Origin of the sequence: Sphingomonas echinoides, assembly GCF_029623395.1 — a bacterium.
Classification (GTDB): domain Bacteria; phylum Pseudomonadota; class Alphaproteobacteria; order Sphingomonadales; family Sphingomonadaceae; genus Sphingomonas; species Sphingomonas echinoides_A.
This window is the reverse complement of sequence record NZ_JAPYKK010000009.1, coordinates 37,015-56,394: the sequence shown is the minus strand read 5'-3', so window position 1 is coordinate 56,394 and position 19,380 is coordinate 37,015. Positions and strand designations below refer to the sequence as shown.

Annotated in this window: 20 protein-coding genes and 1 riboswitch; of the genes, 14 read left to right on the top strand and 6 right to left on the bottom strand. The window is 70.2% G+C overall.

The features are described from left to right. Nucleotides 1-44 precede the first annotated feature (44 nt). A riboswitch (cobalamin riboswitch) is annotated at nt 45-283 on the top strand. Between the two features lie 170 nt (nt 284-453). Genes cobW through cobJ form a run of 6 tightly spaced genes read left to right on the top strand, consistent with a single transcriptional unit; the run spans nt 454 to nt 7,994 of the window. After that, nucleotides 454-1,491, top strand: a complete 1,038-nt coding sequence (gene cobW, locus QBJ92_RS07575; RefSeq protein WP_277969085.1) for a cobalamin biosynthesis protein CobW — start codon at nt 454-456, stop codon at nt 1,489-1,491. Between the two features lie 6 nt (nt 1,492-1,497). After that, the gene (cobN, locus tag QBJ92_RS07570) at nt 1,498-4,770 is read left to right on the top strand and encodes a cobaltochelatase subunit CobN (protein ID WP_277969084.1); all 3,273 of its coding nucleotides are present in this window, start codon (nt 1,498-1,500) and stop codon (nt 4,768-4,770) included. Next, entirely contained in the window at nt 4,767-5,870 is a 1,104-nt protein-coding gene (locus QBJ92_RS07565) for a cobalamin biosynthesis protein CobG (RefSeq protein ID WP_277969083.1), read from the top strand. Before cobN ends, QBJ92_RS07565 begins: the two co-directional genes overlap by 4 nt. Continuing rightward, nucleotides 5,870-6,499 carry a precorrin-8X methylmutase gene (locus QBJ92_RS07560; protein ID WP_277969082.1) on the top strand — a complete coding sequence of 210 codons (630 nt, stop codon included), beginning with the start codon at nt 5,870-5,872 and terminating at the stop codon, nt 6,497-6,499. Before QBJ92_RS07565 ends, QBJ92_RS07560 begins: the two co-directional genes overlap by 1 nt. Then, on the top strand, nt 6,496-7,248 hold the full coding sequence (cobI, locus tag QBJ92_RS07555) for a precorrin-2 C(20)-methyltransferase (protein ID WP_277969081.1): 753 nt from the start codon (nt 6,496-6,498) through the stop codon (nt 7,246-7,248). Before QBJ92_RS07560 ends, cobI begins: the two co-directional genes overlap by 4 nt. Continuing rightward, complete coding sequence (cobJ, locus tag QBJ92_RS07550; RefSeq protein ID WP_277969080.1) at nt 7,245-7,994, top strand: precorrin-3B C(17)-methyltransferase; 750 nt, start codon at nt 7,245-7,247, stop codon at nt 7,992-7,994. The genes cobI and cobJ overlap by 4 nt, the downstream gene beginning before the upstream one ends. Here the strand turns inward: cobJ and QBJ92_RS07545 are convergent. Then, nucleotides 7,970-8,716 (bottom strand): cobalt-precorrin-6A reductase, encoded by a 747-nt coding sequence (locus QBJ92_RS07545; RefSeq protein ID WP_277969079.1) that lies wholly within the window; start codon nt 8,714-8,716, stop codon nt 7,970-7,972. The two genes, cobJ and QBJ92_RS07545, sit on opposite strands and share 25 nt — an antisense overlap. On the opposite strand from QBJ92_RS07545, the gene cbiE reads away from it, so the two are divergent. The 8 genes from cbiE to QBJ92_RS07505 are packed head-to-tail and all read left to right on the top strand — an operon-like array spanning nt 8,715 to nt 15,292. Then, nucleotides 8,715-9,923 (top strand): precorrin-6y C5,15-methyltransferase (decarboxylating) subunit CbiE, encoded by a 1,209-nt coding sequence (gene cbiE, locus QBJ92_RS07540; RefSeq protein ID WP_277969078.1) that lies wholly within the window; start codon nt 8,715-8,717, stop codon nt 9,921-9,923. The two genes, QBJ92_RS07545 and cbiE, sit on opposite strands and share 2 nt — an antisense overlap. After that, the gene (locus QBJ92_RS07535; RefSeq protein ID WP_277969077.1) at nt 9,905-10,285 is read left to right on the top strand and encodes a cobalamin biosynthesis protein; all 381 of its coding nucleotides are present in this window, start codon (nt 9,905-9,907) and stop codon (nt 10,283-10,285) included. The genes cbiE and QBJ92_RS07535 overlap by 19 nt, the downstream gene beginning before the upstream one ends. After that, a complete protein-coding gene (cobM, locus tag QBJ92_RS07530; protein WP_277969076.1) occupies nt 10,282-11,067 on the top strand; it encodes a precorrin-4 C(11)-methyltransferase in 786 nt (261 codons plus the stop codon). The genes QBJ92_RS07535 and cobM overlap by 4 nt, the downstream gene beginning before the upstream one ends. After that, the gene (locus QBJ92_RS07525) at nt 11,064-12,371 is read left to right on the top strand and encodes a cobyrinate a,c-diamide synthase (protein ID WP_277969075.1); all 1,308 of its coding nucleotides are present in this window, start codon (nt 11,064-11,066) and stop codon (nt 12,369-12,371) included. The genes cobM and QBJ92_RS07525 overlap by 4 nt, the downstream gene beginning before the upstream one ends. Further along, nucleotides 12,364-13,152 carry a precorrin-6A synthase (deacetylating) gene (cobF, locus tag QBJ92_RS07520; RefSeq protein WP_277969074.1) on the top strand — a complete coding sequence of 263 codons (789 nt, stop codon included), beginning with the start codon at nt 12,364-12,366 and terminating at the stop codon, nt 13,150-13,152. Before QBJ92_RS07525 ends, cobF begins: the two co-directional genes overlap by 8 nt. After that, nucleotides 13,149-13,790, top strand: coding sequence for a 5,6-dimethylbenzimidazole synthase (bluB, locus tag QBJ92_RS07515; RefSeq protein ID WP_277969073.1), 642 nt, complete (start codon nt 13,149-13,151; stop codon nt 13,788-13,790). The genes cobF and bluB overlap by 4 nt, the downstream gene beginning before the upstream one ends. Before the next feature lie 34 nt (nt 13,791-13,824). Further along, nucleotides 13,825-14,235, top strand: a complete 411-nt coding sequence (locus tag QBJ92_RS07510) for a DUF1636 domain-containing protein (protein ID WP_277969072.1) — start codon at nt 13,825-13,827, stop codon at nt 14,233-14,235. A 10-nt stretch (nt 14,236-14,245) separates the two neighbouring features. Beyond that, nucleotides 14,246-15,292 (top strand): HoxN/HupN/NixA family nickel/cobalt transporter, encoded by a 1,047-nt coding sequence (locus QBJ92_RS07505; protein WP_277969141.1) that lies wholly within the window; start codon nt 14,246-14,248, stop codon nt 15,290-15,292. An 8-nt stretch (nt 15,293-15,300) separates the two neighbouring features. Here QBJ92_RS07505 and mtnA read toward each other — a convergent pair whose 3' ends face one another. Genes mtnA through QBJ92_RS07480 form a run of 5 tightly spaced genes read right to left on the bottom strand, consistent with a single transcriptional unit; the run spans nt 15,301 to nt 19,370 of the window. After that, nucleotides 15,301-16,371, bottom strand: coding sequence for an S-methyl-5-thioribose-1-phosphate isomerase (gene mtnA / locus QBJ92_RS07500; RefSeq protein WP_277969071.1), 1,071 nt, complete (start codon nt 16,369-16,371; stop codon nt 15,301-15,303). Beyond that, complete coding sequence (gene mtnC / locus QBJ92_RS07495; protein WP_277969070.1) at nt 16,368-17,054, bottom strand: acireductone synthase; 687 nt, start codon at nt 17,052-17,054, stop codon at nt 16,368-16,370. The genes mtnA and mtnC overlap by 4 nt, the downstream gene beginning before the upstream one ends. Beyond that, the gene (locus QBJ92_RS07490) at nt 17,051-17,602 is read right to left on the bottom strand and encodes a 1,2-dihydroxy-3-keto-5-methylthiopentene dioxygenase (protein WP_277969069.1); all 552 of its coding nucleotides are present in this window, start codon (nt 17,600-17,602) and stop codon (nt 17,051-17,053) included. The genes mtnC and QBJ92_RS07490 overlap by 4 nt, the downstream gene beginning before the upstream one ends. After that, on the bottom strand, nt 17,599-18,222 hold the full coding sequence (mtnB, locus tag QBJ92_RS07485; protein WP_277969068.1) for a methylthioribulose 1-phosphate dehydratase: 624 nt from the start codon (nt 18,220-18,222) through the stop codon (nt 17,599-17,601). The genes QBJ92_RS07490 and mtnB overlap by 4 nt, the downstream gene beginning before the upstream one ends. Further along, on the bottom strand, nt 18,219-19,370 hold the full coding sequence (locus tag QBJ92_RS07480; protein ID WP_277969067.1) for an aminotransferase: 1,152 nt from the start codon (nt 19,368-19,370) through the stop codon (nt 18,219-18,221). Before QBJ92_RS07480 ends, mtnB begins: the two co-directional genes overlap by 4 nt. Between the last annotated feature and the right edge of the window lie 10 nt (nt 19,371-19,380).

Genomic DNA, 19,380 nt, shown 5'->3' with positions numbered 1-19,380 from the left:
CACGTGCCGTCTGGTCTAATATGCACCGCGAGGGCCTTTATTCGGTCCTCGTTGATCGCGCCGGTGCCCCGTGAGGGGCTTGAATGGGAATGCGGTGCGGGGGGCTTCCCCCAAATCCGCGGCTGTCCCTGCAACTGTAAGCGGTGAGCGAAAGCGTCATGCCCCCTTCTCCGGAAGGGAGCGGCCACTGGACTGAGCCGGTCGTAGGACCGGACAATCTGGGAAGGTGATGCTCTAGCGATGACCCGTGAGCCAGGAGACCTGCCGGCGATAAGGTCGCTCTTGCCTTGGCCCAGGGGATGGCCGCGGCACGGTTCTCCGTCTGAGCGACGAGCCTATGCGGCTGGGGCTGCATCGGTGCGTGGCTCGGGCGGCTTCTGGCGCTCGTCCGTCGTCGCGCGCCGTCCTTGATCGGCCCCACCCGTTCGTTGCTGTTGCGCCACGGGGAAGAGCATGTCCGACCTTTCGAAAGTTCCCGTCACGATCGTCACCGGCTTCCTGGGCGCCGGGAAGACGACGTTGATCAGCCACCTGATCCGTACTGCCAAGGGCCGCCGGCTCGCGGTGGTGGTCAACGAATTCGGCACCTTGGGGATCGATGGCGATATCCTCAGGGGATGCGCGATCCCCGATTGTCCTGCAGAAAACATCGTCGAACTGGCGAATGGCTGCATCTGCTGCACCGTCGCGGACGACTTCATTCCGACCGTCGAGATGCTGCTCCGACTGGAACCGCGGCCCGACCACATTCTGATCGAAACATCCGGGCTGGCTTTGCCAAAGCCGTTGCTCAAGGCGTTCGACTGGCCGGCGATCCGGTCGCGCATCACCGTTGATGGCGTCATCACGCTTGCCGATGCGGAAGCCGTCGCCGCCGGGCGTTTCGCGCCCGACCTTGCGGCGGTCGACGCGCAGCGCAACGCAGACCCCAGCATCGATCATGACACGCCGCTCGCCGAGGTATTCGAGGATCAACTGGCGTGCGCCGATCTGGTGCTGCTGACCAAATGCGACCTCGCCGGTCCCGAAGGAATCGCCGCGGCGCGAGCGGCCATCGCCGCTGAAATGTCGCGTCCGATCCCGGTGATCGAACTTGTCGACGGCGTCGTCGATCCTCGGATCGTGCTGGGTCTGGGCGCCGCGGCAGAAGACGATATCGCGGCCCGCCCGTCGCATCATGACGGCGAGGACGACCATGAGCACGACGATTTCGACAGCATCGTCGTAAACTGCGGCGAGATCGCCGATCCGGCCGGTCTGGAGGCCCGGATCGAAGCGCTCGCAAGCAGAGGCGATGTGCTGCGGATTAAAGGCTTCGCCGCGGTTTCGGGGAAGCCGATGCGCTTGCTCGTCCAGGCGGTCGGCGCACGGGTACGGACCAATTACGATCGCTTGTGGCGCACCGACGAACCGCGCAGTTCCAGGCTGGTGGTGATTGCGGAACGCGACCGGCTCGATCCGGCGGTCATCGAGGCGGCGCTGATCGGCTGAGCCCCGATGCACGTCGTCTTTCGCGAAACGCATGGGATCGAGGACACCGCGACACCGCGCGATCTGGGGCAGGACGCCGCGGATCTTGTCGTGCTGTCCTTCTCCGATAGCGATCTGGGCGCCTTTGCGGTCGGGTGGCGTGCGGCTGGACCGGCGTTGCCAGGGGTGCGGCTCGCCAATCTTGCGGACCTCGCGCACCCGCTTTCGGTCGATACCTATGTCGACCGGACCCTCGGTCGCGCCAAGGGCATTCTGGTCCGGTTGATCGGGGGGATCGCCTATTGGTCCTACGGCATCCAGCAGCTCGCGGCGATCGCGCGGGAACGCGGGATCGCGCTGGCGGTCCTGCCCGCCGACGGGCGCATGGATCCGCGGCTGGATGCGGTATCGACCGTTCCGGTGGCGACGTTGCGATGCCTGACGGACCTGTGCGACCTCGGCGGCGCGTCCGCCGCGCGGGCGGCGCTGGAGATCCTGGCCGCGGCGGCGGGACTGACGACGGACCGGAGAACCGAAGCGCACGGGATCGCGGGCGTCGGGGGGTGGCACCCGGACACCGGCGCGTCCTGTCCGGCGGCATTCGCGATCACCACGCGTAAGCCGCGAGTGCTGCTGGTCTTCTACCGGTCGTATCTGATCGCATCCGATGTCGCGCCGATCGCAGCCCTGCACGCGGGCTTCGAGGCGCGCGGGTACGATGTGATCGGGCTGTTCGTCCCGTCGCTCAAGGACGGCGCCGCGCGGGGGTGGATCGCGCGCTGGGTCGCGGCGCTCGCGCCGGCGGCGATCGTCAACGCCACCGCCTTCTCGGCGAGCGATGCGGCGGGCGTTACGCCGCTCGATGGCGCCGGGGTTCCGGTGTTCCAGGTCGCGCTCGCGACGTCGGAGCGGGCGGCGTGGGCGGCGGCGGCGCGGGGGCTGAGCCCCGCGGATCTCGCGATGCACATCGTTCTGCCCGAGGTGGATGGCCGGATCTTCGCGGGGGTCGCCAGCTTCAAGGAGACGGCCGCGCGCGACCCCGATCTGCAATATGCCCGCCGCGAGCACCGGCCCGATCCGGCGCGGATCATGGCGATCGTTGCACAGGTGGACGGGTGGGCCCGGCTCGCCGCGAAGCCGGTGGGGGCGCGGCGGCTGGCGATCGTGCTCTCGACCTATCCCGGCAAGGCGTATCAGATGGCGCATGCGGTGGGGCTCGATGCGATCGGGTCGGTGGGGGCGATGCTCGACGATCTGGCGGGGGCGGGGTATCCCGTCCGGGCCGGCGCCGGGATCGACATTGCGGAAAACCTAGCAACGATAATAATAGCTTGGCCGGTTTCAGCCTATCAGGAAGCACTGACCCGCCTGCCCGCGGCGCTGCGGGATGCGCTGTTCGCGGCGTGGGGGCAGCCCGAAGCGGACGGGCTGGTGACGGATGGCGCGTTCCACTTTGCGGCGGTGCGGAGCGGGGACGGCATCGTTGCGCTCCAGCCGGAGCGTGGCGATCCGGCGGTGCGGGCGGAACAGTATCATGATCTGAGCGCCTGCCCGCGGCACGGCTATGTCGCTTTCTATCTGTGGCTGCGCGCGCTGGAGATGGATGCGCTGGTCCATGTCGGCGCGCATGGGACGCTCGAATGGCTGCCGGGCAAGGCGGTCGCGCTGTCGGACACGTGCTGGCCCGAGGCGCTGCGCGGCGCGATGCCGATCGTTTATCCCTTCATTGTCAACGATCCGGGCGAAGCCGCACAGGCCAAGCGAAGGATCGGCGCGGTGACGATCGGCCATGTCCCGCCCCCGCTCGTCGCGTCGGGCGGCGGTACCGGGCTCGGTCGGCTGGAAGCGTTGCTCGACGAATTCTCGAACGCCGACGGGCTAGATCCGGCGCGCCGGGATCGGTTGCAGCGTGATATCGCGGACGAGGCCCGGTCGCTCGGGCTCGACGCGGTGCTCGGCCTCGACACCGCGGCGACGCAAGCGGAGGCGATCACGCGGATCGACACCTTCGTCTGCGACGTCAAGGAAAGCCTATATGGCGACGGACTCCACGTCTTCGGACGCGGCGAGCACGGCGTTGCCGAACGCGACGGGCTGCTCCGCGCGCTCGCCGGGAAGCGGGTTGCGCCGGGACCGTCGGGGTCGCCGTGGCGCGGACGCAGCGACGTTTTGCCCACCGGTCGCAACCTGTTTACGACCGATCCGCGCGCAATTCCGTCGCGTTCCGCGCAGACCCAAGGCGTTCTGCTCGCGGACGAACTGGTCCGCCGCCACTTGCAGGATCACGGCGATTATCCGCGCGCGCTGGTGATCGACCTGTGGGGCTCCGCGACGATGCGGACCGCGGGCGAGGAATTCGCGATGGCGCTCCACCTGCTTGGCGTCGCGCCGCTGTGGGATCACCAGTCGGATCGCGTCACCGGGGTCGAAATCCTGCCGCTGATGGTGCTCGATCGCCCGCGGATTGACGTCACCTTGCGCGTTTCGGGGTTGTTTCGCGACTCTTTCCCGACGCTTTGCGCCCTATTTGGACAGGCGATTCGCGCGCTGGCGCTGCGCGACGAGCCCGCCGACCGCAATCCGTTCGTCGGGACCGCACCGGGCGCGCGCATTTATGGTCCCCAACCGGGCGGCTATGGGATCGGCCTCGACCCGGCAGCCGAGACCGGTTCGCCGACCGCACGGATCGCGGCGGGGACGGCGTGGCTCGCCGCCTCTGCCTATGCGCTCGACGATGGCGGGGGACAGGGCGAAGCGCGCGCCGATGCGACGGGGATCGCGGCGCGGGTCGCCGCCGCCGACGGCTTCGTCCATGTCCAGGACCTGCCCGAAACCGATCTGCTGCTGGCGGCGGACTATGCCGCGCACGAGGCGGGCTTCGCCGCAGCGCAAGCGGTGGTCGGCGGAAACGCCGCGCTGTACCACCTCGATTCGACCGACCCTGCCCGCCCACGCGCGCGCCTCGTGGCGGAAGAGATCGCGCGAGTGGTCCGCGCGCGGGCGGCACACCCGGGGTGGATCGCGGGGATGCTCCGCCACGGCTTCCGCGGTGCCGCCGAAATCGCCGCGACGCTCGATCATCTCGGGATGTTCGCGACGCTGGCCGACGTCGTCACGCCCGAAACGATCGATCTCTATTACGATGCGACGCTCGCGTGCGAGGACGTGCGCGCCTTCATGGCCGCTGCCAACCCGGAGGCGCTTGCGGCGCTGGAAGCGCAGTTCCGGGCGCTCCACGCATCCGGGCTGTGGCGCACCCGCCGCAACTCGATCCTTGCCGCGATGGAGGATCTCGCATGAGCGTCGTCCGCGGCTGGTGCCCGACCGCGCATCGCCCGATGGAAGCCGGGGACGGCCTGATCGTCCGCGTCCGGCCGCGTCTGGCAAGGGTGACGCGGGCGCAGGTGCTGGGTCTGTGCGCGGCGGCGGCTTCGTACGGCAATGGGCACATCGACGTGACCAACCGCGCCAATTTCCAGATCCGGGGTGTCCGGGAAAGCCAATGGCCCGCGTTGATCGAACGGCTATGCGCGTTGGAGCTGGTCGATCCCGACCCCGCGCTGGAAGCCCGCCACGCCGTGCTGGTCGCGCCGGACTGGCGCGCCGGTGACGATACCCACCGCATCGCGTCCGAGCTCGCCCTGCGGCTCGCGGAATTCCCGGAGCTGCCGGGAAAGTTCGGGTTCGCAATCGATACGGGTGCCGTGCCGGTCTTGCAGGACGATCCCGCCGACATTCGGATCGAGCGGGACGCGGCGGGCGGCGTGATCCTGCGCGCCGACGGTCGCGCGCACGGCGTGTCGATCCCGGTGGACGACGCGGTGTCGGCGCTGCTCGCGCTGGCGGAATGGTTCGTCGCAAGCGGTGGCCGCGCAGCGGGGCGAATCGCGCGTCACGCCGCAGCCCTCCCCGCCTGGGCCGATCAGGATGCGCTTCCCGCGCCCGCTGGTCCGCCGTTGGGCGACACGGGATCGACGCTCGGCCCGGTCCACGGCGTCGCGTTCGGGCGGATCGAAGCGGATGCCCTCGCCGCGCTGCTGACTCCTTCGGCGACTGGCCTGCGCGTGACGCCGTGGCGTCGCCTGATCGTCGAGGGCGGCGCGCCCTCCCCCCGGTCGGAGCCCCCCGGTCTCGATGTCGACGCCTGCGTCGGCGCACCTTCGTGCCCGCAAGCGACCGTCGAGACGCGGACGCTGGCGTGCCGACTGGCGCCGCATGTTGAAGGGCGCCTGCACGTCTCTGGGTGCGCCAAGGGGTGCGCCCGTGCGCGGCCCGCCGACGTCGTGCTGACCGGACGCGATAGCCTTTTCGACGTCGCGTTCGATGCGCGTGCCGACGCCGTGCCCGAGCTCGTCGGGCTCGACGCTGCCCACATTCTCGCCCATTTCGGAGCTTCCTGATGCCGCATGTCTACCAGACGGATGGCGCGGCGATCTACCGCCAGTCCTTCGCCACGATCCGCGCCGAAGCCGATCTCGCGCGCTTCACCGCGGAAGAGGAGCCGGTCGCGGTGCGGATGATCCATGCCGCCGGGCTGGTCGACCTCGCCGCGAACATCCGCTTTTCCCCCGACTTCGTGAACGTCGCGCGCGCCGCGCTGGCGGGTGGCGCGCCGATCCTGTGTGACGCGCGGATGGTGACCGAGGGGATCACCCGCGCGCGCCTGCCCGCCGACAATCCGGTGATCTGCACGTTGCATGCGCCCGAGATCGCCGAGCGCGCGCGGGCGATGGGCAATACCCGCTCGGCCGCCGCGCTGGAACTGTGGCGACCGCATCTGGCGGGCGCGGTCGTCGCGATCGGCAACGCGCCGACCGCGCTGTTCCATCTGCTCAACATGCTGGAGGACCCCGCTTGCCCCCGCCCCGCCGCGATCATCGGTTGCCCGGTCGGTTTTGTTGGCGCGGTCGAATCCAAGGCGGCGTTGTGGGCGGAACAGCCGGTGCCGTGCGTCGTGGTCGAAGGGCGGCTCGGCGGCAGCGCGATCACCGTCGCCGCGATCAACGCGCTGGCGAGCCGCGCGGAATGAGCGGCGTGCCGAGCCTTGCACCGGTGCGTCCGGGGATCATCCACGGGGTCGGGCTCGGGCCAGGCTCGCCCGACCTGATGAGCGTGCGGGCGGACCGGCTGGTGCGCGCGGCGCGGCATGTCGCGTTCTTCCGCAAGGCGGGGAAGCCGGGGCATGCGCGCCGGATCGTCGACGGGATGCTCCATCCCGAGGCGGTCGAGTTCGCGATGGAATATCCGGTGACGACCGAGATCGCGACCTCCGATCCGCGCTATGCCGATCGGCTGTGCGGTTTCTACGCGAGCTGCACGGCGCATCTCGCCGCGCTGTCGGCGGCGGGCGAGGATGTCGTGGTGCTGTGCGAGGGCGACCCGTTCTTCTACGGATCGTTCATGCACCTCCACAGCCGGCTCGCAGGGGTCGCGCCGGTCCGGGTGGTTCCGGGGATCACCGGCATGTCGGGCGCATGGACCGCGAGCGACATCCCGATCACCTGGGGCGAGGACGTGCTGACCGTCCTGACCGCGACGATGGCGGAGGACGCGCTGACCACGCGGATTCGCGATACCGACGCGCTGGTGGTGATGAAGATCGGGCGTCACCTCGACAAGCTGCGCCGCGCGGTCGCGGCGGCGGGGCGCGCGGAGGCCGCGTGGCTGGTCGAATATGCCGCGATGCCCGAACAGCGCGTGACCCGGCTGGCCGACGCGTGCGGAGTCGCGCCATATTTCTCGATCCTGCTGATCCACGGTCAGGGGCGGCGGCCATGAGCGGGTGGATCGCGATCGCCGGGCTGGGGCCTGGGGACGCCGCGCTGGTGACCCCCGAGGTTACGCTTGCGCTGGCTGAGGCCACCGACGTGATCGGCTATATCCCCTATGTCGCTCGGGTTGCCCCGCGTGCCGGGCTCGCTTTGCACCCGTCGGACAATCGCGTGGAACTCGACCGCGCCCGGCACGCGATCGACCTGGCGCTGGCGGGGCACCGGGTGGTGGTCGTTTCCTCGGGCGATCCGGGCGTGTTCGCGATGGCCGCGGCGGTGTTCGAGGCGATCGACCACGGGCCGCCCGCGTGGCGCAGCGTCGATGTCCGCGTGCTTCCCGGGATCACGGCGATGCTCGCCGCCGCTGCGCGCGCGGGCGCGCCGCTGGGGCATGATTTCTGTGCGATCAACCTGTCGGACAATCTCAAGCCGCAGGCGCTGATCGAACGGCGGGTTGCGTTGGCCGCGCAGGCTGATTTCGCGATTGCCTTCTACAACCCCCGCTCGCGCGCACGACCCGACGGACTGGGGCGGGCCTTTGCCGTGCTGCGCGACGTGTGCGCGGACGATCGCCCGGTGCTGTTCGCGCGCGCCGTGACGACGCCCGAGGAGGCCTTGCGGATCGTACCCCTGCCCGAGGCGCGCGCCGAGATGGCCGACATGCGGACGGTCGTGATCGTCGGGTCGAGCACCACGCGGACGATCGCGCGGGGCGGGACGCCGTTTCTCTACACCCCGCGATCGGCGTCATGACCGATCCAGCGCATCACCGTGGCGACCTCCGCCGTTTGCGCCCGTTCGGGCAGGACGGGACGGTCGATCATCACCACCGGCACCCCCAGCGCGCGCGCGGCGGCGAGCTTGGCGGCGGCGCCGGTGCCCCCGGCATTCTTGCAGACGACCAGATCGATCGCGTGTGTCCGCAGCAACGCGGTGTCGCCGTCGACCGTGAATGGGCCGCGATCGACGACGAGGTGATGATCGGGCAGCGGGGGTATGCGCGTGGGCGGATCGACGAAGCGCAGGAGATACTGGTGCTGCGGCTGCGCGGCGAACGCGGCGACGTGCATCCGCCCGAGTGCCAGCATGACGCGCCGCCGCTCACCCCCGAGCGCCGCCACAGCGCCGTCGAGGTCAGGCACCGGATGCCACATGTCCCCCGCGACAGGCGTCCACGCCGGGCGCGTGAGCGCGATCAGCGGTACGCCCGTGGCGGCGGCGGCGACGGCGTTGGCGCTCATCTGCGCGGCGAAGGGATGCGTCGCGTCGACCAGATGGGTGACCGCGTGCGTGCGGAGATACGCCGCGAGGCCCGCGACCCCGCCGAACCCACCGATCCGCACCGGCACCGGTTGCGATTTGGGCGTGGCGACGCGTCCGGCGTAGCTCAGCACCGCTGGGAGGCCCGTCGCTGCGACGGCATGCGCCAGCGCGCTCGCCTCGGTCGTGCCGCCGAGGATCAGGATGTTCGGCATGGCGGATGAACTCGGTGAAGCTTGGCTGACGATCGTCGGGATCGGCGAGGATGGACCAGCCGGCCTATCCCCGGCAAGCCGCGATGCGCTGGCGCGTGCCGAGTGGGTGACGGGGGCGGCGCGGCATCTGGCGCTGCTGCCGGATCTGGCGTGTCCCAGCGCGGCGTGGCCGGTGCCGTTTGCGGACGGGATCGCCGGGCTGCTGGCGCGGCGCGGACAGCGGGTGGTGATGCTCGTGTCGGGAAACCCGTTCTGGTTCGGGGCGGGCTCGGTCGTGACGCGCGCGCTGGAGCCCGGCGAGTGGGTTGCGCACCCGGTCCCCTCGACCTTCGATCTCGCGGCGGCGCGGCTGGGGTGGCCGATTGAGACGACACGCTGCCTCGGGCTGCACGCGACGCCCTTAGCGCGGATGCGACCGATGCTGGCGCCGGGGGTGCGGCTGATCGTGTTGCTGCGTGACGCGGCGGCGGTCGGGATGCTGGCGCGGTATCTGGGCGACCAGGGGTTCGGCGAGAGTGCGCTATGGGTGCTCGAGGCGCTCGGCGGGCCGCGCGCGCGGGTGCGGCGGGTGACGGCGGCGGATTATGCGCTGGAGAATGTCGTGCATCCGGTCGCGGTCGGGATCGAGACAATGGGCGACGGCGCCGTGCTGCCGGGGGTGGCCGGGCGCCCCGATCGCTGGTTCGCGCATGACGGGCAGATCACCAAGCGCCCGGTCCGAGCGCTGACGCTGTCCGCGCTTGCGCCGCGACCGTTCGAGACCTTGTGGGACCTCGGCGCAGGGTCGGGGTCGATCGCGATCGAATGGTTGCTGGCCGATCCGTCGACCCAGGCTATCGCGTTCGAGGCCGATCCGGTCCGCGCCGCCCGCGCGAGGGGCAATGCCGCGGCGCTGGGGGTCGATCGCCTCGCGGTCGTCGTGGCGCGGGCTCCGGATGGGCTCGCGGGCCATCCCTTCCCCGATGCGGTGTTCATTGGTGGCGGGCTGTCGGAGGACCTGCTCGACTGGCTGTTCCGGACGCTGCCCACGGGCACGCGGCTCGTCGCCAATGCGGTCACGCTGGAGTCGGAAGCGCTGCTCGCGCGGTGGCAGGGGGACAAGGGGGGCGACCTGCTTCGCATCGAATTGTCCGACGTCACGCCGATCGGCACGCGGCGCGGATGGCGCGCGCACTATCCGATCGTCCAGTGGAGCGTGCGGCTGTGATCGTGGCGGGGTTCGGCTTCCGGGGCGCTGCCACCGTGGCGACGTGCGAAGCGGCGCTGGCGCAGGCCGAGCGCGGCCAGCCCCGCGTCACCGCGCTTGCCGCCCCCGAAGACAAGGCGCCGCTGCTTGCCGCGATCGCGGCGGCGCGCGGCCTTCCGCTGATCGCGCTGGCGCCGGATGTGCTGACCAGCGTGGCGACCTCGACCCAATCGGCCGCCAGCCTCGCGGCACGCGGCACCGGCAGCGTCGCCGAAGCCGCCGCGCTCGCCGCCGCTGGGACGGGCGCGCGACTGATCGTGCGGCGGTGTATTTCCCCCGACCGGATGGCGACGTGCGCCATCGCAGAAGGACCCTCGACATGACCGTTCACTTCATCGGCGCGGGGCCTGGCGCGCCCGACCTGCTCACGCTGCGCGGACGCGACCGCATCGCAGGGTCGGCGGTGTGCCTGTACGCCGGGTCGCTGGTCCCGGCGGCGCTGCTCGATCACTGTCCGCCGGGCGCGCGGATCGTCAACACCGCGCCGCTGTCGCTCGACCAGATCATCGCCGAGATCGTGGCGGCGCATGCTGAGGGACACGAAATCGCGCGGCTCCATTCGGGCGACCTGTCGATCTGGTCGGCGATGGGCGAGCAACTGCGGCGCCTACGCGCGCTCGGCATCCCGTTCAGCATCACGCCCGGCGTTCCGGCCTTCGCGGCGGCGGCGGCGGCGCTGGAGGCGGAACTCACCCTTCCCGGCGTGGCGCAATCGGTCGTCCTGACGCGCACCTCGGGCCGTGCGAGCGCCATGCCCGACACGGAAACGCTGCCGGCCTTCGCCGCGACCGGGGCGACGCTGGCGATCCATCTGTCGATCCACCTGCTCGACCGAGTCGTTGCCGACCTGACCCCCGCTTACGGCGCGGATTGCCCGGTCGCGATCGTCTGGCGCGCGAGCTGGCCCGAGGAACGCATCGTCCGCGCGACGCTCGCGACGATCGTGGCCGCGGCGCAGGATGGCCCGGAGCGGACCGCACTGATCCTCGTGGGCCGTGTGCTGGACCCCGGCGCGTTTGCGGAGAGCAGCCTGTACGCCGCCGACTACGATCGGCGCTTCCGCCCCACCACCCCCGGTTCGCGGTTCGCGGAGACGATGGCATGACGCCCGGCCTGATGATCGCAGCGCCCAGCTCGGGCACCGGCAAGACCACCGTGATGCTCGGGCTGCTCCGCGCGTTCCACGAGGACGGGCTGCGCGTGCAGCCGTTCAAGAGCGGACCCGACTATATCGACCCGGCGTTCCACCGCGCCGCCAGCGGGCGCCCGTCGTTCAACCTCGACAGTTGGGCGATGGCGGTGCCGATGCTGCACGGTCTGGCGGGCGCGGCACAGGACGCGGACCTCGTGCTGGCGGAAGGGTCGATGGGGTTGTTCGACGGCGTCGCCGCATCCGGCGCGACCGGGAACGGCGCGAGCGCGGACGTCGCGCGGCGGATGGGCTGGCCGGTCGTGCTGGTGATTGACGTGTCCGGGCAAGCGCAGTCCGCCGCCGCCACCGCGCTGGGCTTCGCGCGCTACGACCCCGACGTCCGGATCGCGGGCGTGATCCTCAACCGCGTCGCCAGCCCGCGCCACGAACGGCTCGCACGGAGCGGGATGGCGGCGGTCGGGCTTCACGTGTTCGGCGCCTTGCCCCGGCGCACCGACCTGAAACTGCCCGAGCGGCATCTCGGGCTGGTCCAGGCGTCGGAACATCCCGATCTCGACGCGCGGATCGCGGACTATGCGACGTTCCTGCGCACGCATGTCGACCTCGCGGCGGTCCGCGCGGCAGCGCGCGCGAGCCAAGGCCCGGCGTCCGCGCCGCACCGCTTCACGCCCCCCGCCCAGCGCATCGCGCTCGCGCAGGATGCGGCCTTCTCGTTCGTCTATCCGCACATGGTCGCCGGATGGCGCAGCGCGGGTGCGGAAATCCTGCCCTTCTCGCCGCTTGCCGACGAACGTCCGGCGGCGGAGGCGGATCTCGTCTGGCTGCCCGGCGGCTATCCCGAACTCCATGCCGGACGCCTCGCCGCCGCCGAGCGGTTCCGCGCGGGGCTCGTCGAGCACGCACGGAGCAAACCGGTCCACGGCGAGTGCGGCGGCTATATGGCGCTTGGACAAGGGCTGATCGATGCCGACGGTACGCGCCACGCGATGGCCGGGCTGCTCGGGCTCGTCACCAGTTATGCGCAGCGGCGGATGCACCTCGGCTATCGCCACGCAACCTTGGTTGCGCCGATGGCGGGCGCGACGGTCGGCGCCACCCTGCGCGGGCACGAATTCCATTATTCGACCATCCTGGAACAGCCGGATCCACCGCTCGCGCAGGTCGTCGATGCGGAGGGCACCGCGGTGGCGGAAACCGGATCGTATCGCGGGTCCGTGACCGGCACCTTCTTCCATCTGATCGCGCCCGATGCCTGACAGCATCAACCGACCACGGGCGACGATCGAGCTCCACCTGATCGGCATCGGGACGGGCAATCCCGATCACCTGACGCGCGCCGCGGAAAGCGCGATGAACGCCGCCGACCTGATCCTGCTGCCGCGCAAGCGCGACGCGACCTCGGACCTGATCGCGCTGCGGCGGGAGATCTGCGCGCGTGTGCTGACGGGGACGACCCGCGTCGTCGAGTTCGACCTGCCCGAGCGCGACGGCAGCGGGGCCTATCTTCCCGCGGTCGCGGACTGGCACGACGCGATCGCGGCGTGCTGGGCGGCACAGATCGCTACGCATCTGCCGGAGGGCGGCAGCCTCGCGCTGCTCGTGTGGGGGGACCCTTCCCTCTACGACAGCAGCCTACGGATAGCCGACCGGTTGCGCGCGGACGGGATCGCGCTGCGGGTCCATGTCGTCCCCGGGATCACGAGCCTGCAGGCGCTCACTGCCGCCCACGCGATCCCGCTCAACACGCTCGGTGCGCCGGTGCTGGTCACGACTGGGCGGCGCTTGCGGAGCGAAGGGTGGCCGGAGGCGGTCGATACGCTCGCGGTGATGCTCGACGGGGACTGCGCGTTCGCGACGATCGATCCCGACGGGGTGACGATCTGGTGGGGGGCGTATCTTGGCATGCCGCATGAAGCGCTGATCGCAGGGCCGCTCGGCGCGGTCGCCGCGCAGATCGTCGCGCGCCGGGCGGCGTTGCGGGACGCGCATGGGTGGATCATGGATACGTACCTGCTGCGCCGGGGGGTGACGGCATGACGGCGCCCGTCTTCGATCCGGCGTTCGTCGCGGCGTTCGACACGCTGCTACACTGGCGGCGCGACGTCCGGCATTTCAGCACGCAGCCCCTGCCCGACGGGGTGATGCGCACCCTGCTCGACACGGCCGCGCTGGCCCCGTCGGTCGGCAACGCGCAGCCGTGGCGGTTCGTCCGTATCCGGTCGCAGGCGTTGCGGGACCGGCTCGCCGAGCATGTCGACCGCGTATCGGACGAGGCTGCGGCGGCGATGCCCGACGCGGATCGCCGGGCGCACTATCGTACGCTCAAGCTCCACGGCATCGCGGAGGCGCCCGAATTGCTCGCGGTGTTCTGCGAAGAAGCGCCGGACGCGGGGCACACGCTCGGCCGCGCGACGATGCCGGAGATGCTGCGCTACTCGACCGTGATGGCGATCCACACGTTGTGGCTGGCCGCCCGCGCGCGCGGGATCGGGCTTGGCTGGGTCTCGATCCTCGACCCGGCCGTCGTCACCGAGTTGCTCGACGTGCCGCCGGGCTGGACGCTGATCGCGCTGCTGTGCCTCGGCTATCCGGCGGCGCCGTCCGCGATCCCGGAGCTCGAGCAGCGCGGCTGGCAGGCACGCGAGCCCGTCGAAGACCGGATCGTCGAGCGATGATGTTTCTCCCCCGCTACCCATTGGACCCAATCCCATGCTGATCCCCGCCGAAAAGCGCCTTGCCATCGTGGCGTGCACCACGTGCCGCGTCTCCGCTACCGACCGCGAGGATGCGGACGGCGTGCGTGGTGGCGCGTTGCTCATCGCCGCGCTGGAGGCCGCGAAAGCCGCCGACCCGCGCTATGCCGAGGTCGCGATCCAGCCGATGCCGTGCCTGTTCTCGTGCGGCGAGCATTGCTCGATCCATCTGCGCGCGCCGGGCAAGGTCGGCTATCTGCTCGGGCGCTTCGCCCCGGACGCGGACGCGGCGCAGGCGATCCTCGACTATGCGGTCCACTACGGCGCCAGCGCGGAAGGCCGCGTGCCGTTCAAGGACTGGCCGCAGGGGATCAAGGGCCATTTCATCGCGCGCACACCACCGGAGGGTTACCTTGTCGAAGCTTGAAGCCAGCCCGATGGACCGCGGGCCGCGTGGCGCGCAACCGAGTCTGCGCCAGCGGATCAGCCTGCTCTACGTCCTGCTGATCGGCGCGAACGTGGGCGGGTGGATCTGGGCGCTGGCGCTGTTCCATGCACAGCCGATCATGCTCGGCACCGCGTTGCTCGCCTGGGGGCTTGGGTTGCGGCACGCGGTGGATGCGGACCATATCGCCGCGATCGACAACGTCACGCGCAAGCTGATGCAGGACGGCCAGCGCCCGATCACGGTCGGCTTCTGGTTCGCGATCGGCCACAGCACGATCATCCTGCTCGCGTCGGTCGCGATCGCCTTCACGGCATCCGCGCTGTCGCAGTTCGAGGCGGTGAAGGCGACCGGCGGTGTCGTCGCGACGATCATCTCGGCGGTGTTCCTGTTCACGATCGCGGCGATGAACCTCGTCATCCTGCGGTCGGTGTGGCGCACGTTCCAGCACGTCCGCTCCGGTGGTGCCTATGTCGACGAGGATCTCGACATGCTGCTCGGCGGGCGGGGGTTGCTCGCGCGGCTGTTCCGGCCGCTGTTCCGGCTGGTGTCGCGGAGCTGGCACATGGCGCCGCTCGGGTTCCTGTTCGGGCTGGGGTTCGACACCGCGACCGAAGTCGCGATCCTCGGCCTGTCCGCGGCGCAGGCAGCGCATAGCTTCTCGCTGGGGCCGGTGTTGGTGCTTCCCGCGTTGTTCGCGGCGGGGATGGCGCTGGTCGACACGACCGACGGCATCGTGATGCTCGGCGCGTATGAATGGGCGTTCGTGAAGCCGATCCGCAAGCTGTATTACAACATCACGATCACCGCGATCTCGGCTTTCGTCGCGATCGTCATCGGCGGGATCGAGACGCTCGCCCTGATCGCGGACAAGAGCGGGCTGCGCGGCGGGATCTGGTCGGCGGCAAGCGACCTTGGCGGGCGGTTCAACCTGCTGGGGTTCGGGATCATCGGGGTGTTCGGACTGTGCTGGCTGATCAGCTGGGCGGTGTTCCGGTGGAAGCGGTTCGACGAGATCGAGGTCCGCTACCCGACGTGACGGCTAGTCTAGGGCGTCAGCGCCGCCGCCAGCGCTTCCGCCCCGACGATCCGGCCCTTTTCGGTGATATACTCGGTGACGAACCGGGCGGGGGTAATGTCGAAGGCGGGGTTCGCCGCGGACGAGACGGTGACCGCGATCCGCCGCAACACGCCGTCCGCGTCGGGCCCTTCCAGAGACACGACCTCGTTCGCGGCGCGTTCCTCGACATGGACGGAGGCACCGTCGGCGGTGGTGGGATCGTAGGTCGTGGAGGGCAGCGCCACCACGAACGGCACGCCGGTGTCGTGCGCCGCCAGCGCCTTCAGGTAGGTCCCGATCTTGTTGCAGACGTCGCCGTTGCGCGTGACGCGATCGGTCCCGACGATCACCAGATCGACCTGCCCGCGCTGCATCAGCAGACCGCCCGCATTGTCGACGATGTAGCTGTGCGGCACGCCGTGCCCCGCGAGCTCGAGCGCGGTCAGCGCGCCCTGGTTGCGGGGACGCGTTTCATCGACCCAGACGTGGACCGGGATGCCGAGGTCGTGCGCCATGTAGATCGGCGCGGTCGCGGTGCCCCAGTCGACCGTCGCCAGCCAGCCCGCGTTGCAATGCGTCAGGATATTGAGCGGGCGACCCGGTTTTTGCGCCGCCAGTTCTTGCAGGATCTCGAGCCCGGCCCGACCGATCGCCGCGTTGATCGCGACGTCCTCGTCGCACAGCAGCGCCGCGTCGGCATAGGCCGCTGCCGCGCGTTCCGGTTCGGGCAGCCGCGCCACGACCGAACGGACCCGGTCGAGCGCCCCCTTCAGGTTGACCGCGGTGGGGCGGGTCGCGATCAACTGGCGGTAGGCGCGATCGAGCGCTTCGTCGCCCGAATCGACGCGGAGCGCCAGCGCCATCCCGTACGCGGCCACCGCGCCGATCAACGGCGCGCCGCGCGTCGCCATGTCCGCGATCGCGTGCGCGCACGCGTCGACCGTCGTCAGGCGGAGCCGCTCCACCGTCCAGGGCAAGCGCCGCTGATCGAAGATGCCGACGCTCCAGCCATCCGCGTTGACCCAGATCGAACGGGTCTCGGTCCCGACGAGGATCATGCAGGTGCGCCTTCAGCGAGGATGGTGTCGAAGCTCTGCGCTACGGGATAGGTGGACGCAGGGTCCTGCCCGTCGCGCGTGAGCAACGTGACGGCGAGCCCGGCCGCGTGTGCCGCCGCGAGTTCCGCTTCGATATCGGAGAGGAACAGGATGTCGGCGGCGGGGAGGCCGATCCGTTCGACGATCGCGTGATAGGCCGCCGCGTCGCGCTTGGCGCCGATCGCGGTATCGAAATAGCCCGTGAACAGCGGCGTCAGATCGCCCGCGTCGCTGTGCGCAAACAACAGCTTCTGCGCCGCGACCGACCCGGAGGAATAGACGTAGAGCGCGATCCCCTGCGCCTGCCACCGCCGCAGACCCGCGACCGCGTCCGGATAGACATGGCCGGTCAAGCTGCCGTCGGCATAGCCCTCCGCCCAGATCATCCCCTGGATCGTCTTGAGCGGGGCGATCTTGCGGTCTTGGTCCTGCCATTCCAGCAGTTGTTCGATGATGCCGGCGAGGTCGAGATCGGGCCGGTCCGCCGCAGTGCGCACCGCGTCCAGCTCGGAACCGAGCCGGTCGGCGTTGTCGGTCACGAACGCCGCGAGCCGCGCGCGGGCGTAGGGGAACAGCACGTCATGGACGAACGCGATGCTCGACGTCGTGCCCTCGATGTCGGTGACGATCGCGCGAACGGTCATGCCGCGCCCGCGTACAGCGGCACGCCGCGCGCGATCGTGTCGCCGGTGAAGCTGGCGACCCAGCCGTCGGGTTCGGCGAACAGACGGATCGCGGTGAAGCGCGGCGCCGGCCCCATGTCGAACCAGTGGCGCGTGCCCTCGGGCACCGCGATCAGGTCATCGCGCGTGCATTCCAGCGCGTAGACCACGTCGTCGCCACGAATGTAGAACACGCCCGATCCCTCGACGAAGAAACGGACTTCATCCTCGGCGTGGACATGCTCGTCGAGGAACTTGGTGCGCAGCGTCTCGCGCGCCGGATTGTCCGGCAGCAGACGAATGACGTCGCACGAGCGATAGCCGCCCTGCTCCATCAGCCGGTCGATGTCGCCGCGATATGCGGCGATGACGTCGGCATCGGTGGCGTCCTCGGGCAAGGCGACGCTCGCCGCCCAGCGTTCGAACGTGATGCCGAGCGGGGCGAGCCGGGTCGCGATCTCGGCGGCGTCGGTCGTTTCCGATCGCACCGCATGCGGCGCCGCCAGATCGTACAGCGTCAGGGTCGTCATGCTCCGCTCCTTTCGAGTTTGAGCGTCTCCCACTCGCACGCGAGCAGATATTCCACCGCTTCGGTCACATATTCGGCCTCGGCGATCGTGCGACCCCAGGCGTAGAGACCGTGGCCACGAATGTAGAAGGCCGGAACGATCGGCGTTTGCGCGACCAGCAGCGGGCGCAGGATCTCCGCCATCACCGCCATGTCCTGGCTGTTGTCGACCAGCGGGATCGCGACGCGCCCCTCGTGCGTGTCGACGCCGGGGAAGATCTTGAGCAGTTCATACCCGTCGAACACGATTTCGCGCGCGCCGCGCAACGCCCGGCTGAGCACGACCCCGGGCACCGAATGGGTGTGGAGAATGCCCCCCGCCCCCGGATCGACCGCATAGATCAGGCAGTGCAGCAACGTCTCGGCGGACGGGCGCTTGCCGTCGAGCGCAACGCCCTCGGCGCTGGCGCGCATGATCTGGTCGGGCGCGAGCCGCCCCTTGTGGCCGCCCGAGACGGTCAGCGCGAGCGCCCCGTCCGGCAAGCGGACCGAATAGTTACCCGCAGTCGCCGGCGCGAGACCCGCGCGGTCGAGCCGGTTGCCGGTGGCGATGATCGCGTGGGTGGCGTCTTCGAACGTCATGCCAGCAGTGTCTTCCGAAAGGCCGCCGCCCGCTCGGCAGCGAGCGCCAGCGTCGCTGCGTCCTTGGCGAAACAGAAGCGGACATACCCCGTCTGCGGCCGTTCCGCATAAAAGGCGGAGACGGGAATCGTCGCCACGCCAGCCTCGGCGAGCAGCCGGTGCGCGAAGTCCTCGTCGCCAAGATCAATGTCCGACGCTGCGAGATCGACGATCAGGAACCACGTCGCCCCGCCCGGCATCACCACATAGCCCGCCGCGCTCAACCGCTCGGCGAGGAAAGTGCGCGCCTCGCGATAGATGTCGCGGTGTGCCGCATGCCAGTTCGACGGGAGGGCGAGCCCCTCCGCGACTGCCCATTGCAGCGGGGTCGCGGTGGTGAAGGTGAGGAACTGATGCGTCGCGGCAATCGCATCCGCGAGCGGCGGCGCGGCGATCGCCCAGCCGACCTTCCACCCCGTGAGCGAGAAGATCTTGCCCGCCGATCCGATTTTGACCGTTCGGTCGCGCAGCGCAGGAATCGTCATGGGGGAGACGTGCGCGCCCTCGAACACCATCGCCTCCCACACTTCGTCGCAGATCAGCGTGACGTCATGCCGCACGCACAGCTCGGCGATGGCCGCCCAGTCGTCCGCGCCGATCGCGCTGCCGGTCGGGTTGTTGGGGGTGTTGAGCAGCAATACCGCGGTCTTGTCGGTGATCGCTTCGGCGAGCGCGGCGATCGGCAGGTGCCAGTCGGGCGGCGTCAGGTCGATCAGGCGCGCGATCCCGCCCGCGCGTTCCACGAGCGGGAGATACGCGTCGTACAGCGGCTGGACGAGGACCACTTCGTCGCCGGGTCGAACCAGCGCGAGCAAAGCCGCCGCGAGTGCTTCGGTCGCACCCGAGGTTACGACGACTTCATTGGTTGTGACTGCAAGCCCCTGTTCGCGCGCATAATAGTCCACGATCGCGGACCGCAGCGCCGGCAGGCCCCGCATTGGTGGATATTGGCTCGACCGCTCCGTCAGCGCGCGGGCAGCGGCATCCAGGAGTTCGGCGGGGCCGTGGCCGATGCGCGCCATGTCCGGGAAGCCCTGCCCCAGATTGATCGCGCCGAGCTCCTGCGCGAGCCGCGACTGGCGTTCGAAGATGGTCGTTGGCGGGGGCAAAAGGCGGGGA